Genomic DNA, 16489 nt, shown 5'->3' with positions numbered 1-16489 from the left:
TCAGGGGCGGATCGCAGCCGGAAGATAATCTTCCACGACAAGGGAAATCGGTGCGTTGTCTGCGCCGCGTAGCAGAAGCGCCCGGTTTTCCAGAACGATTCCCGACGCCTTGCCCGGAAAGCGGGTTTCGAGTCTCTGTCGCCGGAAAGCGGTCTGGCGGACCACGCGCCCGAACGGCGTGTCGGTCTGTTCCAGCAGCGTGTTCATGGCGGGGGAGAGGCGCTCGGGCACATACCAGTTCCAGGCGTCCGACAGTACGGTTTCGCCGCACAGCAGCCGGACATGCCGCGTCATGACCTGATGCGTTTCGCGGACCTGAAGCAGCGTCAGGATGTCTTCCGTCACCGGCCGGTCCACGCTCAGTCGGATCACGCGGATCGGGGTGGAGCAACGGGCCTGAAGTGCGGCCGTAGCGCTGGGCTGGCTGTCAAGCCGGGCCCTGAATGCGCGAACGGCTGCGCTGTCCGGGGCAAAAATACCTTCCGGATCAGAACAGCCGCTCATCAGTGCCGCCAGGAAAACAGCGCAAACAACCTTAGTTGTCGTCGCGGTCATCCTTGTCGTTGGGGACTTCGATGTCATTGCTGAGATCATCGTCATCGTCCAGATCATCGTCCGGGGCGATCACATCATCGTCGTCCTCGTCTTCGGCGACTTCCAGATCCACATCATCCTCATGCTCGTTGGCCTGGGGCTTCGGATCCTTCTCCTCAGGCAGCGGAACCTCGCTGCGCTTGAGGCGGGAATCGTCCGGCTGCGTTGTGCCGCATTTCGGGCACACCGCAGGGACGCGGTTCAGGTCATAGAAGCGGGCGCTGCATTCAACGCATGTCCGTTTCAGACCAAGTTCGGGTTTTGCCATTGTGCGGAGCCTGCTAATGCCTCGAATAAGGAACGCGGCCATGCCAGCTTGTGCGCGCTCTGTCAAATCCCGAAGCATGATTCCTGACAGTTTTCAGGCGCATGACTGCGCCGCCCCGGCGTGATTCACGAGGTGATTGACAGGCGAGGGGAGCCCCAGCAAGAACATTGCCATGCAAGTCTCGCGCCCCCTGACCGTCTCCGCGTCCCCCAAGGGACTTTCCGGCCGCACCCGTGTCCCGGGTGACAAATCCATCAGCCACCGCTCGCTGATGTTCGCCGCCCTCGCTTCCGGCCGCACCTATGTGGCCGGCCTGCTCGAAGGCGAGGATGTGCTGCGGACGGCAGATGCCATGCGCGCGCTGGGCGCAACCATTACGCGTGAAGGCGCGGACTGGGTCATCGAGGGGCGCGGTGTGGGCGCCCTGACCGAGCCGGCGGATGTGCTGGACATGGGCAATTCCGGCACGGCAGCGCGTCTGCTCTCCGGCATCCTGTCCTCCCATGCTTTCAACAGCATCATGACGGGCGATGCGTCCCTGCGCTCGCGTCCCATGCGCCGCGTGACGGTTCCGCTTGCAGCCAACGGCTCTGAATTCCTGACCCGCGAGGGTGGTCGCCTGCCGATGGCTGTCCGCGGCACGGGTGAGGCGAAGCCGATCGAATACCGCCTTCCCGTCGCGTCTGCCCAGGTCAAGTCCGCCATTCTGCTGGCCGGCCTGAACGCCCACGGCACCACGGTTGTGGAAGAGCCTGTCGCCACGCGCGATCATACGGAAAATATGCTCCGCCATTTCGGTGTTGAGGTGGATGTCTCGCGCATTGATGCCGGCGGACGCCGAATCGCCCTGACGGGGCCGGTGCGGATGACGGCCCGTGACGTCACTGTCCCTGGCGACCCATCTTCCGCGGCCTTTCCGATCGTTGCCGCCCTGCTGGTTCCGGGTTCGGATATCTGGATCGAAGGCGTGGGGCTTAACCCGCTCCGCACGGGGCTGTTCACGACGCTGATCGAAATGGGCGCCAGCCTTTCCATCGAAAACGAACGCGTCGAAGGCGGTGAGCCGGTCGGCGATCTGCATGTGCGTTACAGCAAGCTCAAGGGTGTGGATGTTCCGCCCGAGCGTGCGCCGTCCATGATCGATGAATATCCGGTTCTGGCCGTCGCCTGTGCCTTTGCCGAGGGTCCATCCCGTCTGCGCGGTCTGGAAGAACTGCGAGTGAAGGAGAGCGATCGTCTGGCGTCCACGGTTGCGCTGCTGAACGTGAACGGTGCCGAAACCGAAGTGATCGGTGACGATCTCATCGTGAAGGGTCATCACGGTCCCCTCGGCGGCGGCACGGTCCAGACCCACATGGATCATCGCCTCGCCATGAGCGCCGTTGTGCTTGGCCTCGCTGCCCAGAAGCCGGTGAACGTGGACGACACGGCTTTCATCGAAACCAGCTTCCCCGGTTTCGTGGATCTGATGAACGGTCTCGGCGCGGGGCTGACGCCGTGACGGTCCGTCCGCTTGTCATTGCCGTCGATGGTCCGGCCGCAGCCGGGAAAGGCACGCTCGCCAAGGCGCTCGCCGCGAAGCTGGGGCTGCCCTATCTCGATACAGGGTTGCTGTATCGCGCCGTCGCCCGCCGGATGGTGAATGCCGGACTGGATCCGGCTGACGATGCCTCGACTGAGGCACAGGCCCTGCAACAGGCAGACCTGGCCCGCACGGATCTGCGCGTCCCCGAGATTGACCGGGGTGCTTCCCTCGTGGCCGCGCAGCCCGCCGTCCGCGCGGCCCTGCTCGAACGCCAGCGCGTTTTCGCGTCTGAAACGGGCGCGGTCGTGGACGGCCGTGACATTGGCACCGTTGTTTTCCCCGATGCGGACGTGAAGTTCTTCATCACGGCCTCGCCGCGCACCCGTGCGCTGCGCCGGCATCATCAGGTTCAGGGTGGGACTCCGCTGGACGAGGCCGCTCTGGAGGCTGCCGTAGCCGAGATTGTGGCGCGGGATGAGCGCGACTCATCGCGTGAAACCGCTCCGCTGGTGCAGGCTCCTGACGCCATCCTGATCGAGACCGATGCGCTCTCTGCCGCCGAGGTCCTTGATAAGGCATGCGAAACCGTCGCCCTGCGTCGCGCGCGAAACTGACCTGACGACGAAGCGCCCGAAAAAGCGCCTTTTTTTATTGACACCGCGCCCTTGCAGGGTGTTGGTGCACCGTATCACCCGGCCGCAAGGGCAGGGTGATGGTCTGTTCTGCGTCTGGCAGGCAGGTCAAACAGCCAACAACCCGATCTGACCGTTCAGCGGCAGCGGGGAGACGTCCGGTCCGTCATGGATCTGGCGCAGACGTGGATATCCGCTCCGCCAAAGGAACGGGCATCCGGGAATATAGTATCTACATGGCTTCAGCCACTCAGACCCCCACGGCCAATCACGGCACCGAAGATTTCGCAGCCCTTCTCGAAGAGACCCTGGGCCGTGACACCGGCTTTGACGGCTCCGTCGTCACGGGCCGCGTTGTCCGCCTGACCGACGAATTCGCAATCGTCGATGTCGGCCTCAAGAGCGAAGGCCGCGTGTCCCTCAAGGAATTCGGTCCGGCCGGCGTTGCTCCGGACGTGAAGCCGGGCGACGTCGTTGAGCTTTATGTCGAGCGTTACGAAGACCGTGACGGCTCCATCGTCCTGTCGCGCGAGAAGGCTCGTCGCGAAGAGGCATGGACCGCTCTGGAGCGTGCGTTCGCCAACAACCAGCGCGTCAACGGCACGATCTATGGTCGCGTCAAGGGCGGCTTCACGGTTGATCTCGGCGGCGCCATGGCGTTCCTTCCGGGCAGCCAGGTCGACATCCGTCCGGTTCGTGACGTCGGACCGCTGATGGGCCAGCCGCAGCCGTTCCAGATCCTGAAGATGGACCGCGCCCGTGGCAACATCGTTGTCTCGCGTCGTGCCGTTCTCGAAGAGACCCGTGCGGAACAGCGCTCCGAGCTGATCCAGGGCCTGAAGGAAGGCATGATCCTCGACGGCGTCGTCAAGAACATCACCGACTACGGTGCGTTTGTTGACCTCGGCGGCGTTGACGGCCTCCTGCATGTCACCGACATCGCTTGGAAGCGCATCAACCACCCGTCCGAAGCCCTGCAGATCGGCCAGCCGGTCCGCGTGCAGGTCATCCGCTTCAACCCGGACACGCAGCGTATCTCCCTCGGCATGAAGCAGCTTGAAGCTGATCCGTGGGAAAACGTCGCCATCAAGTATCCGGCTGGTGCGCGCTTCACGGGCCGCGTTACGAACATCACCGATTACGGTGCATTCGTGGAGCTGGAGCCGGGCGTCGAAGGTCTGGTGCACGTTTCCGAGATGTCCTGGACGAAGAAGAACGTCCATCCGGGCAAGATCGTCGCCACTTCGCAGGAAGTCGACGTCATGGTTCTGGATGTGGACAGCGCCAAGCGCCGCATCTCCCTCGGTCTCAAGCAGGTTCAGCGCAACCCGTGGGAGCAGTTCGAGGAAGAGCACAAGGTCGGTTCGATCATCGAAGGCGAGATCCGCAACATCACCGAATTCGGTCTGTTCGTTGGTCTTTCCGCAGACATCGACGGCATGGTTCACATGTCCGACCTGTCCTGGGACGAGCCGGGCGAAGCAGCCATGGCGCACTACGAGAAGGGCCAGGTCGTCAAGGCCAAGGTTCTCGACGTGGATCCCGAGAAGGAGCGTATCTCCCTGGGCATCAAGCAGCTTCAGGAAGATCCGGCAGCTGACACCCTGTCCCGCGTCCAGAAGGGTGCTGTCGTCACCTGCGTTGTGACGGCTGTTCAGAGCAACGGCATCGAAGTGAAGGTCGACGACGTTCTGACCGGCTTCATCCGTCGCGCCGAGCTGGCCCGTGACAAGGCCGAGCAGCGTCCGGAGCGTTTCGCAGTCGGTGAGAAGGTTGACGCCAAGGTCGTCTCCGTTGACCGCGCGTCCCGCAAGCTGGCCCTGACGATCCGCGGCCGTGAGGTCGAGGAAGACAAGCAGGCCATCAACGAGTACGGGTCTTCTGACTCGGGCGCGTCCCTGGGTGACATCCTGGGTGCCGCCATCCGTCGTCGTAACACGGACGCCTGAGCTCCAGCTCTGGTGAACCGGGAGAGAGTCTTCTCTCCCGGTCGGATATGAAAAGGGTCGCTTCGGCGGCCCTTTTTTATTGAAAATTCATTCTTCCCGGGTGGGCTTTTTCTTAACGGCGCCATCCGCTACAAAAGAAAAAGCGCTGAGACGGAAATGTCGTGAACGGAGGGCATGCCCTGCTGTAATCCGGACGACTGGCCAATATTGAATATGGGAGTGGGCGTCCGAGCCCAAGAGATTGATGGCGGTCATTTACAATACAAACTACACCCACAATCCCAATTCCTATCTGACGCTTGCCGTTCAGCGGGCAGCCCAGACGCTTTTCGGAAAGGAGCAGGTGGTTGTCGCGGACAACATGAGCCTGGCCGGTATCGCGGCTTCAGGTGAACATGATGTCCTGATCTGCCTGGATGCCCAGCGCATCAATCTGCCCCTGATCCGTCGTGTACGTCCTGCCTTCAAGACCATGATTCTCTGGACTTTCGAAGACCCCTTCATGCGGGACTTCAATGTCGAGAATGCCGAACTCTTCGATTACGTTTTTACGAATGATCCGTCCTGTGCGGAATACTATCACGGCAAGGGCCATTATCTCCCGCTGGCTGCAAGCCCGTCGATTCACGAGCGTTCCGTACTTCCTGCTGCCGAGCTGGAATATGATATTTTCTTTGCCGGTACGATGTGGCCCAACCGTGTCCATACCCTGCGCAAGGTCATCGCAGCGTTCCCGGATGCCCGTCTCAAGCTCGTTTGCCCGACCAACGAATTCCTGCCGCCCCTGCCGGCTGATCTGGCTGCGCTGGCCATCCAGCGCCCGATCAGCCACGAAGCCTTCATCGATTTCGCGAATGTCAGCGCCGTCACCCTGACGATGTTCCGTGACTATGCCAGCCACGGTGATGTCAGTCAGGCCACGGCTCCCGGGCCGCGATTCTTCGAGCTGGCGCTGGCAGGTGCCGCCCAGGTCGTGGAAGCTCCAGAAAGCATGAGTGTCGAGCATTTCGAGACCGTGAATGGCATTTCCCTGGCCCGTGATGCCAATCAGGTCGTGAATGCGATTGCCCGGCTGCTCCAGCAGAAGGGCACACGTCGCAATGCGGCTCTGGCTGCACAGAAATCCGTCGTATCGCAGCACCTCTACGAGCACCGTCTCGAGAAGATGCGTGATATTACGGGGGCCGATTTCGGACGCCGGACCCAGGCCCTTGCGCCTCTGCATCGCCGCCGCCGTCTGCGTGTGCTGATGTGCACGCATTCCACGATTCACGAGCAGGCATGGGGTGGTGTTGAAGTCTATCAGCAGGGCCTGTGCGCGCTTCTGTCGCGTGACGTGGAATACTTTTACTGGTTGCGTCGTGGCGGCTTCTGCCGTCTGACCACGGCCAACGGTCACGAACTGGAGCGTTTCGACGTGCCGGAAGTGGGCTGGCAGGATGCGATGTGTGATTCGCCGGAAGAAATGGCGTTTTCCAGCGTTATCAGCCAGTACAACATCGATCTCGTCCACTTTCAGCATCTGGGGCATCATGCTCTCTCGCTGCCGATCATCGCGAAGGCCAACGGCGCGGGCGTGATTTTCTCTGCTCATGATTTCTGGCTGGTTTCCGCCCGGTACAACCTACTCAATCATGAACTTCGCTATGTCGAGGACGAAGTCCGCTCCGTTCTGGCCGCCGACATCACGCTCAAAGCCTCCGAAAATGTGGACCATGGCGGGGAGCAGACCCGTCGTGCCTTCGTGGCCAAGATGCTGCATTCCGTCGATGCCATCCTGTTCGGCACGGTTCATTCCCGGAACCTGACGCACGAAATCTATCCGGTGCTCGATACCAAGCGCAGCCTCGTGATGGGCATTCCCAGCCCGGACAATACCGTTCCGGTCGTGATGAAGTCCTACGAGCCACTGGGGGACCGCCCTCTTGGTGTTGCGATTGTCGGGAATTTTCTGCGGACCAAGGGTGCTGATACGATTCTCAACCTGATCGATATCGCTCATCCGGATCATTTCGTCTTCCATATCTTCGGTTATGTGCATCCGGAATATGAAGCGGTCCTGACCTCCGTCCCGCGTCCGCATGTCAAGATTTACGGCCGGTACGAGATGGGGGATATCGATGCGCTGAAGGTGGCGGATGTCGCACTGAACCTGTCGATCTGGCCCGAGACCTACTGCATCTCCCTGTCCGAGGCCTGGCAGAATGGTCTCATCCCCATCGTGACCGATGTGGGCGCTCTGGGAGACCGCGTCGAAGACGGCGTCAACGGTTTCAAGGTTCCCATCAGCCGTCCAAGCATGGTGCTCGAGCGTCTGGAACTGCTGCGTTCGTCCGAGCCTCTGCGCCGGCAGATCATGCAGAACATCACGCCTGCGCTCTGGACCCATGCCCGGGACTATGCCGACGAACTGCTGGCGCTCTATCACGATACGGCGCCACGTCGCGAAATGGGTGTGTCGGAACTTCGTCTGGATGCCGGGCAGGTTCACCTTCTGGCCCATCCCACCTGGCGCCATCAGGCACCGCCGCGTCACATCTTCGATCCGCCGACCGCGCGTGACCTGTCAGTGGAAATGCCGGTCCCGGTTTCGGACTGGTTCTCGGTGCAGGGTGCCGAATGCTATATCGATGACATCTGCCACCATGTCTTCGCGGGTGTGGAAGAGAAGCCCTTCCCGGGTGCTCCCGAGTTCCATATTCGCGGATGGATGATCCTGCCCGGGATCAGTTCAGCAGGTCAGATGTTCACGGTCCTGCTGGGCGAAGATCCCGACAGCGCCATGATCTTCCTGGAATGCCAGCGCGAGATTCGCGCGGATATTGCGGAGCTTTTCGCCAATGCACCGCGCCGCGCCGGTTTCTCCGGCAAGGTGGCCCTGCGCGGTAAGTGGTGTGAGGGACGTTTCCGCATCGGTCTGATCAACGTGGTCAATGGTCAGGGTGCGTTCCAACTGACGTCCATGCAGATTGAGGTCGAAGGCGGGCAGATCCGGAAGATCATCCGTTCTGCTCCTTCCAACGATCTCATCCTGTCCGACTTCCGCCGTGTCTCTCATAGTGACGGTCTGATGCGTGGGGTGAAGCTGTCGGGTGTCGGCAAGCACCAGATGCATCCTTACACGTCTGGAGCGCTGGATTATTCCATTGATGATTTCACGGGTCTGGCTGGTGATCCGCCTGCCGAACTGACACCGGACGGTTCTCTGTCGGTCCGTGGCTGGATGTTCTTCCGCAATCTGTCCCGTGCTGGTCAGGCCTATGGCGGACTGGTTTCGGAAAGCCGTGACGAGATCGTGTTCTTTGCGCTGGAACGCGTGCTTCGGACTGATGTCGGGACAGCGCATCGCGATGCGCCGACCTGTGCCGGATTCAGCGGTACGTTCATGCCGCGCGAAGGCTATGCCCGTCCGCTGGATGGCGTCTATCGCTTCATTCTCGTGAATGTCGTGGGAGACGTCTACGGATCCAGGATGACGAATATTGCCGTGACGTTCGACAATGGTGCGATCCTGTCTGCGGAATATGTCGACCTGCACACCGAGAACGTCGAACGCGGGGAACGTCTTCTCGCGGGAAAAATCGTTTCCTGACCTGCGAGCAGGAGGCTTGCCCTGATGTCCGAAACTGTTTCAGCCCCGTTATCCGAGACGCGGGAACCCCGGTGGTCCCGCTTTGATACGCAGTGGTATCTGCTGCGCTATCCCGAGGTGCGGGACTGGATGCGGGAAGAAGGGCAGGACGATCCGTATGCGTTTTATCTGCAGACGGGCCAGCGTTACGGGCATTCTCCGAACCGGTATTTTGACGAGATCTGGTATCGCGACGCGCACAAGGATGTGCGTCAGGGGCTGATCCGGGAAGAATGGGCATCGGGTTTCGAGCATTATACCGCAATCGGATACAAGACCCATTCGCCGCACTGGCTGTTTGACGAGCCGGGCTATCGGCGCCGTTATCCTGAACTGACGCAGCGTTTTCTGAGCGAGAACGGTTTCCGTAACGGCTACGACCATTATCTCGAGATCGGAGAGAGCCATTATTACCGGGGGCATCATTTCTTCGATGATGAACTCTGCCGCGAACTCGCCCTGACCTTTCCGGACTGTTTCGACAGCCGGATCGGGCTGTTCGGGTCATGGCTCGGACTTCCGGCCCATGTTGCCGATGCCGGACGTGTCTCGTGGTATTTCGACCCGGTCTGGTATCTGACGCGCTATCCCGAAGTTCGGAAGGAAATTGCCGCAGGTCATTATTCGAGCGCCCTGCATCATTACCTGACCAACGAGACCCCCCGTCTTTTCGATCCGCAGGAATTCTTTTCCGAAGAGTTCTACCGGCAGGCCCATCCGGATATGGTGCCGTCACTGGAGCATGGATATTTCCGCAACGGATACGATCATTTCGTCCGTTACGGCGCGCAGGAAGGACGTGCGCCGCAGGAAAACGTGGACCTCGCCGCCCACATGGCGCAGGCACAGGTTCGCAACGACGTGCGCAATCGCCTGTATGACAGTGCGTTCGCCCATCTCGTCGCCGGCCGGATGGGGCTGGGTGAGAGGCGGATGGCAGCGCTTGCGGCCGTGCCCGAGATTCCCGAGGAACAGTCCAGACTTCTGTTTGAACGTGAGGCCGAAGCCATCCTCCCGTCTCTGGTCCGGCATCCGCTGGATTTCACGGTTCACGGCGTTCCTGAAATCAGCGTTCTCATGGTCGTCTATGACCGGGTAGCACTGACGGCGCAGGCCCTGGCTTCGCTGCGGGCCAACTATGCCGGAGCCATCCAGCTCATACTTGTGGACTCGGGCTCGCATGACCAGACCCGCCATATCGGGCGCATGGTGCGGGGCGCCACGATCCTGCGGTACCGCTACAATATCGGCTATCTCCTGGGCTGCAATCTTGCGCTGGAAAAAGCGGAAGCACCGTTTGTCCTGTATCTGAACAACGATATCCGCCTGTATCCTGATGCCATCGTCAACGCGCTGAAGCGTCTGCGCTCCGAGGCTGCGATCGGGGCGGTGGGCGGCAAGCTGATCCGCACGAACATGCGCCTGCAGGAAGCCGGATCGATCATCTGGCGGGACGGTGCGACTTACGGCTATCTGCGCGAGGACGATCCGAACCTGACGACGGCCAATTTCGTCCGGGACGTTGATTACTGTTCAGCCGCTTTCCTGATGGTCCGCACAACGTTGCTGCGTCGTCTGGGCGGGTATGATCCGCGGTACACGCCGGCCTATTTCGAAGATGCCGATCTGTGCGTGCGGATCCTCAAGGCGGGAATGCGGATTATCTATGATCCGGACGTGGTCATCGAGCATCTGGAGTTTGGAAGCTCCGGTGCCGCCGGATCCCATGCCCTGATCCGGGGCAATCTCAAGACATTTTCCCGTCTGCAGCAGGATTTCCTGCGTCATCAGCAGCCGGCCCATATCCGTAACGCCGTTTTGGCGCGCGAACACCGGGTCAGCCAGCGCAAACGGATCCTCTTCATCGAGGACCGTCTGCCTCTGCGACGTCTGGGGTCCGGCTATGTCCGCTCGAATGATATCATTCATGAGATGACGGCGCTGGGATATCAGGTCACGGTTTTTCCCGTCCTGCCCAGGGATCAGACGGCCATCGACCTGTTCGGGGATTTTCCGGAGACGGTGGAACTGATCGTGAATCGGGATCTGTCCAGTTTCTCCGATTTCATTCAGGAGCGGGTGGGATATTACGATCTGGTCTGGATCGGGCGCACGCACAATCTGGCGCGTCTCCTGCCCCTGCTGAATGAATCGAGCCGCTATCTGCCTTCTGCCGGTCCGATCCTGGACACGGAAGTGATTGCCACGCCTCGCACGCTGGAGCGCATCCGGGTTCTGGACCTTCCGGAGCCGGATATCAGCTTCGATGACATGCTTCAGCAGGAACTGGACTGTGCCCGGTTCTGCCAGAAGATCATCGCGGTGACGTCCCATGACGCGGCTCTGGTGCGTCGCGCAGGCTATGAGAATGTCTCGGTTCTCGGGCATGAACTGCAGGTCCAGCCGACGCCGGCGCCGTTCGAGACCCGGCACAGCATCCTCTTTTTCGGTGCGATCCATGACGAGGGTGCGCCCAATCACGACAGTCTTGTCTGGTTTGTGGACAGTGTGCTGCCGATTCTGGACAGGGTTCTGGCGCCGGATGTCCATTTCACGATCGCCGGTTATGTGGGGCCGGATGTGGATATGACGGTTTTTTCAACGAACAGCCGGGTGGAAATCGTGGGTCCTGTGGGGGATCCGCGGGAGCTGTTTGACCGGCACCGGGTGTTTGTGGCGCCGACGCGGTTTGCGGGCGGGATTCCGTTCAAGGTCCATGAAGCGGCGTCCTATGGGCTGCCGCAGGTTGTGACGACGCTGCTTCAGGAAGAAGTTGGCTGGACGGACGGCGCAGAGATCCTGGCGGCTCCGTCGGATGATCCGGAGGCGTTCGCGGCGGCCGTGGAGCGGCTTTATCAGGACGCGGAACTGTGGGAGACTCTGAGGGCTGGCGCGCTCGCGGCTGTCGAGCGGGACTGTTCTCCGGTCCATTTCCGGCAGGCGCTGTCAGGGATTGTTCAGGGCTGCATTGCATGACGTGCCGGGGAACTCCGGTTTGAAAAGTTTGGGAGAGCAGGGAAGGTTATGGACGCAGTGAATGAAACGATCGTGGAAGCCGGAAGCGCCAGCAGCGGGACGGCCAGCGGAATGAGTGGCCTGACAGGGCGTGTTCTTGTCTGCAGTGGTGGCCGGTATGAAAGCCAGGCCAATGCGCAGATCCGTGAGTCCATCATGGATGGCTGGGCGGACTGTTTTGGCGAAGACAACGTCACGGCCGTCCATATTTCGGCCGCGGCCAGTTCCATCCGGATCCTGAAGCCGACGATCGTCTTCGCCATCGGCTCCTATCTTCCGGAAAGCACGTATTTCGGCGAGGTCTGCCGCGAGGCGAAGAAGATCGGCGCGGTAACGGTGTTCTGGGCGACGGAAGATCCCTACGAGCAGGATGCGAACTATCGTATTGCCGATGATTTCGACGTGATCTTCTCCTGCGATCGCTGGGGGCATAACTTCTATCAGCGCGAGCGGGTGTTCCATCTGCCGCTGGCAGCGAGCCCGAAGCTGCATTACGGCGAGATCGAAGCGGATTCCGAAAAGACGATCGACGTCCTGTTCTGCGGTGTGGCGTTCACGAACCGCAAGGACATCGTCCGCAACCTGCTGCCTGTTCTGCGGGACCTGAACATCAAAATCGTTGGGCCGGGCTGGGGCGAACTGGGGATCGGGTTCTCCGATGCTCGGATCGAGAAGTCCCAGCTTGTGGAGCTTTATCGCCGCTCCAAGCTGGTGCTGAATCTCGGCCGTTCGCTGAGCTTCGAGAACAAGCGCTTCGTGATTGCGCCGTCCACGCCGGGACCACGGACATTCGAGGCTGCTCTGGCCGGGGCATTCCAGGTGTTCCACGAGGATACGCATGAGATCCGCCGCTATTACTCCGCCGACGAGATCCCGGTGTTCTCCAATCGCGTGGATTTTGAGCGGCTGGTGGTGACGTATCTCGACAACAACGAACTTCGCGTGAAGATGGCCCGCAAGGCCCAGGCGCGGACGCAGGCCGAGCATCTGTACAAGCATCGCATCCAGTATGCGCTGCGCGTGCTCAGGGATGAGGGGCTGATCGGCTGAGGGTTGGTCTGACCTGACGCTCTTTCCTGCCTGATCCTGAAAAAAGCCGGGGCGTGTCTCCGGCTTTTTTTGTGTCTCCGGTTCGGGGGACGGGTACGAAAAAAGGCCACGGAGCAGTCCGTGGCCTTTGTCTGTTGTGCCGGAAAGGAAAGATCAGTTCGGCTGGGGTCCCATGACGATCTGGGCGAGATCGGTCGGGCGGACCCATTTGCGGAAGGCGGCCTGCACCTGCTCGGGTTTCATGTCGTAGATCGCCTGAGCAGCTTTGGCCGGGCTGTCGAGGGGCAGATCCAGGGCGATCAGGGACAGGTAGCTTCCGGCCAGCGCGCTGAAGCTGGCGCGGGACATGGGCTGGCTGCGCAGCAGCGACGCCTTGGCGAGGTCGAGGCTTTCCTGCGAGACGGGGGTGTCGCGCATGTCCTGGACATCCTTGACGGCGAGGGCGCGGGCTTTGGCGACCTTGTCCGGATCGGCGCCGAAGGTGATGCCGAAGCCGCTGCGGGTGCGGGAATAGGTGAAGCCGCTTCCGGCACCATAGACATAGCCCGTCTTCACGCGCAGGTCCTGCATCAGGCGCGAAGAGAAGCCATCCCCGAGGATCGTGTTGCCGACGGCGAGGGCATGGCGGTCGGGGTCGGTCACTTTCATGCCGATGGTCTCGACGAGCTTGACCTCATCCTGCGAGCGGCCCGGATCCGCGACGACGGCCTGAGAGGCGCGGCTCAGAGGGATGTCGGGCAGATCGACAACCGGCTTTGGTCCCACGGCCTTCCAGACGCCAAAGGCCTTTTCGACATCCGCCTTCGCGGCCTCGGGGGTGATGTCGCCGACGATGACAATGGTGGTCAGGTCCGGGCGATAGGCATGGGCGTAATAGGCCTGCACGTCCGCAAGTGTGAGCTTGCCGATCGTGGCGGGAGTCGCTTCACGCAGGGTGGGGTCCTGCGGGGGGACCAGCGCCTTGCGGGCGGCGCGGCCGAAGCGGTAGCCTGGTGACTGGAGTTCGCCGGCCTGGGCCTGTGCGGCCTGCATCTGGGTGATGCGGAAGGCTTTTTCCGGGAAGGCGGGGTTCAACTCGTGATCCGCCAGCAGGGCGAGACCCTTCTCAAAGTTCGGCGTCAGGGTGCTGAGCGAGAAGGACGGGCCGGCTTCCTCGTCTGCCGAGAGATCGTCGAGGGCGCGGGCGAGGGCCAGACGGTCATGCGTCTTGCTGCCGTAGAGGAACATCTGTTCGGTCACGTCCGCCACGCCTTCCTGCCCGACCGGCTGTTCGAGATCCGCGCTCTGGCGGATGCGGCCGATCAGTTCGATGGTGTGGCTGACATGCTCGGGCTGGACCAGAAGATGCAGGCCGTTTGGCAGCGTATAGGCGGCCGGGAGCGGGGCTGCGGCCGGAATGGTCAGGCGGGCGAGGGCCTGCTGTGCCCAGTCCGGCAGGGCGACCTTGCCGGAAGGCGGCGTGTTGAACGATTCCGCGCCGCCGAAGCCCTTCTGGCCGACAGGCTTGCCCGAGGGGCTCGGCGTCAGTGTCGCCGTGATGGCATGGGCCGGGTCGAGCAGCTTTTTGGCCAGCGCGTCAACCTGTTCCTTGGTCACGTTGCGGAAGGCAGCCAGCATGTCCTGCGGGTCGTTCAGGTGCTGGATGGCGACGGCCTGCGACCAGCTTTCGGCGAGGCCGGAAATGCTGTTGGCGTTGAACTCGAGCGAGGCGATTTCCTTGCGGCGGGCGGCCTCGATCAGCTCGGCCGGGATGCCGTGGGTGCGGAAATTCTCCATGATGGTGGCCACACTGCTCCGCAGGGCGTCCGGGTTGGCACCCTTGGGGAAGCCGGCATAGACGACGCCCAGACCAGCCTGCGCCTCGGGGTCATACATGAAGCCGGTATCCAGCGCCTTGCCCGACGGCACGAGGTCGAACAGGGCGGCGCGCTGGCTGCTGATGGCGTCGGCGAGCAGGGTGGTCGCGGCGTAGTCGGGGTCGCGCTGGCCGGGCATGCGCCATGCCATGGTCACGAGGCCGATCGGCAGGTCGGTGTCGAGCGCGATGCTCTGCGCTTTGGCCGGAGTGGGGGAAACGGTGCCGCGTTCGGGCAGGGTGGAAGCCGGGATGCTGCCAAACGCGGCCTGAACCTTCTTCAGCGTGTCCTGCGGGTCCACATCGCCGGTGATGACCAGCACGGCGTTGTTGGGCGCGTACCACGAATCATAGAACTTCTTCAGCAGGGGCGCGGTCGTGGCATCGAAGGACGGACGGGTGCCGAGGGCGTCCTGCTCGTAGGGCGTGCCGGCATAGAGGGCGGAGCGGATCTGCGAGAGATAGCGGTAGATCGGGCTGGAGAGGTCGCGTGAGACTTCCTGCTCGATCGCGCCTTTCTCATGTGCCCATTCGGCTTCGGTGATGTTCAGGCCGCGCATGCGCCCGGCCTCGATGCGCAGCAGGACGTCGAGGTCGCTGGCAGGGGCCTTGAAGTAATACTGCGTGACGTCGGATGTGGTGTCGGCGTTGTCGTTGTTGCCGAGCTGCGCGCTGATGGTGGAAAGCTGGTCGCGCGAGAGGGTCTGTGAGCCGTTGAACATCATGTGCTCAAGCGCATGCGCCGTACCCGGAAAGCCTTTCGGTGCGTTCACCGAGCCCGTCTCATAGTTCAGCATCGTCTGCACCACCGGGGCGAGGGTATCGCGCACCACGATGACCCGCAGGCCGTTGGCGAGGGTCGCCCGCGTCACCGTCGCGGGGGCGGCACTCGTTGCGGCCGCATTCGTCGTGGGGGCCGTAGCCGGTGCGGCCTGGGCTCCCGCAAGGACTGGAGGCGCCAGCATGGTGGCTGCCAGCAGTGACAGACGGGAAAGACGGGAGAGTGCGGACATGTGTTCAGAACTTTCCAGAGGAGAAACGTATCTTCACAAAAGAGTAAACCGGTTGTGCCGGTCCCTGTCCAGCATGTGTAGCCTGCGCTGGCCGGGCTGTATCTGACGGTCGGATGAAGAAAAAATTATGTGCAGGGGGGCGTCTGGCCGGATAAAGTGTCTGTGATGACTTTACCTGAACGCATTGCCCATGTGGATGACTGGCTGCTCGACCGGCTGTTCCAGCCAGTGGCGGATCGCCTTCCCGGGCGCCTGACGGCGCTGCAGCTTGGCCTGAGCTGTCAGCTCGGCGCGCTGATGCTGGACGGGCTCTCCCTCGTGCTGCCTATGCTGCTGTTCGGCGCCAGTCTGGCCAACATGATCGACAGCGCGCTGATCTGGTGCATCAGTCTGGCGTTCTTCCTCGGCATGAAACGTTCGGCGCCGCTGGTTCGTCCCGGGATGCTCAATCCGCTGCGTCCGCTGCTGCGGGCCATGCGCCTGCTGTCGCTAGCCTTTCTGGTCTACCAGCTGTTCCGGGGCATGGGCGCGCCGGGCTTCATCTGGCTTCTGACCCAGATGACCACGATTTCCCAGCTTCTGTTCACGGTGGGTCTCTATCTCGTGGCGTGCCAGCCGCGGCCGCCGTATCAGCGCATGTCCACCCGCAGCGGCCCGATCATCGAGGGTGTCTGGAGCGCCGGGGGCCGGATCAACTCCTGACTCTCGGTTTTCCCGACACGCCCATCAAGGAAAAAGCGCGTGACTTCCCGACTGAGAATTCTGCACTGCCTCTCGACCCGGGAATTCGCGGGGACGGAGCGTCATCTTGCGGAACTCTCCGCCATCCAGGCGCGGAGCCATGACGTCACACTGCTGCTGGACCGCAATACTGTCGATCCGCTGACGGGCGGAGATATCAGCGGGTTTCTCTGTCCCGAGGTGAAGGTTGTGCGGGCCGGGAGGGCGGGCTATCTC

Annotated in this window: 10 protein-coding genes and 1 pseudogene; 8 read left to right on the top strand and 3 right to left on the bottom strand. The window is 61.9% G+C overall.

Annotation, left to right across the window (positions count from 1 at the left end; all coding sequences use genetic code 11):
* Together KP701_RS13330 and KP701_RS13325 are read right to left on the bottom strand one after the other, a co-directional pair.
* Window positions 1-504, bottom strand: a complete 504-nt coding sequence (locus KP701_RS13330) for a hypothetical protein (RefSeq protein WP_215747469.1) — start codon at window positions 502-504, stop codon at window positions 1-3.
* Window positions 505-535: 31 nt separating this feature from the next.
* Window positions 536-862: a TIGR02300 family protein gene (locus KP701_RS13325; RefSeq protein WP_062507949.1), complete on the bottom strand. Its 327-nt coding sequence runs from the start codon at window positions 860-862 to the stop codon at window positions 536-538.
* Between the two features lie 172 nt (window positions 863-1034).
* On the opposite strand from KP701_RS13325, the gene aroA reads away from it, so the two are divergent.
* The 6 genes from aroA (at window position 1035) to KP701_RS13295 (ending at window position 12664) form a co-directional block, all read left to right on the top strand.
* Window positions 1035-2363 (top strand): 3-phosphoshikimate 1-carboxyvinyltransferase, encoded by a 1329-nt coding sequence (gene aroA, locus KP701_RS13320; RefSeq protein ID WP_215747468.1) that lies wholly within the window; start codon window positions 1035-1037, stop codon window positions 2361-2363.
* Window positions 2360-3001 (top strand): (d)CMP kinase, encoded by a 642-nt coding sequence (gene cmk, locus KP701_RS13315; RefSeq protein WP_215747467.1) that lies wholly within the window; start codon window positions 2360-2362, stop codon window positions 2999-3001. The genes aroA and cmk overlap by 4 nt, the downstream gene beginning before the upstream one ends.
* Window positions 3002-3255: 254 nt before the next feature.
* Complete coding sequence (gene rpsA / locus KP701_RS13310) at window positions 3256-4968, top strand: 30S ribosomal protein S1 (RefSeq protein ID WP_215747466.1); 1713 nt, start codon at window positions 3256-3258, stop codon at window positions 4966-4968.
* A gap of 244 nt (window positions 4969-5212) precedes the next feature.
* Window positions 5213-8560, top strand: a complete 3348-nt coding sequence (locus KP701_RS13305) for a glycosyltransferase (protein WP_215747465.1) — start codon at window positions 5213-5215, stop codon at window positions 8558-8560.
* 24 nt (window positions 8561-8584) lie between these two features.
* Window positions 8585-11575, top strand: coding sequence for a glycosyltransferase (locus tag KP701_RS13300; RefSeq protein WP_215747464.1), 2991 nt, complete (start codon window positions 8585-8587; stop codon window positions 11573-11575).
* A 111-nt stretch (window positions 11576-11686) separates the two neighbouring features.
* A complete protein-coding gene (locus tag KP701_RS13295) occupies window positions 11687-12664 on the top strand; it encodes a glycosyltransferase (RefSeq protein WP_215747490.1) in 978 nt (325 codons plus the stop codon).
* Between the two features lie 153 nt (window positions 12665-12817).
* On the opposite strand, the gene KP701_RS13290 is transcribed toward KP701_RS13295, so the two are convergent.
* Window positions 12818-15532 (bottom strand): pitrilysin family protein, encoded by a 2715-nt coding sequence (locus tag KP701_RS13290; RefSeq protein ID WP_215747463.1) that lies wholly within the window; start codon window positions 15530-15532, stop codon window positions 12818-12820.
* Between the two features lie 165 nt (window positions 15533-15697).
* On the opposite strand from KP701_RS13290, the gene KP701_RS13285 reads away from it, so the two are divergent.
* Both KP701_RS13285 and KP701_RS13280 read left to right on the top strand, forming a co-directional pair.
* Entirely contained in the window at window positions 15698-16234 is a 537-nt protein-coding gene (locus KP701_RS13285; RefSeq protein ID WP_215747462.1) for a hypothetical protein, read from the top strand.
* Between the two features lie 39 nt (window positions 16235-16273).
* Window positions 16274-16489: pseudogene (locus KP701_RS13280) on the top strand (glycosyltransferase); the annotation flags it as partial.

The organism is Gluconobacter sp. P1C6_b, assembly GCF_018811945.1.
Taxonomy (GTDB): domain Bacteria; phylum Pseudomonadota; class Alphaproteobacteria; order Acetobacterales; family Acetobacteraceae; genus Gluconobacter.
Note: the sequence above shows the minus strand (reverse complement) of the source record. Positions and strands in the feature narration are given on the sequence as shown.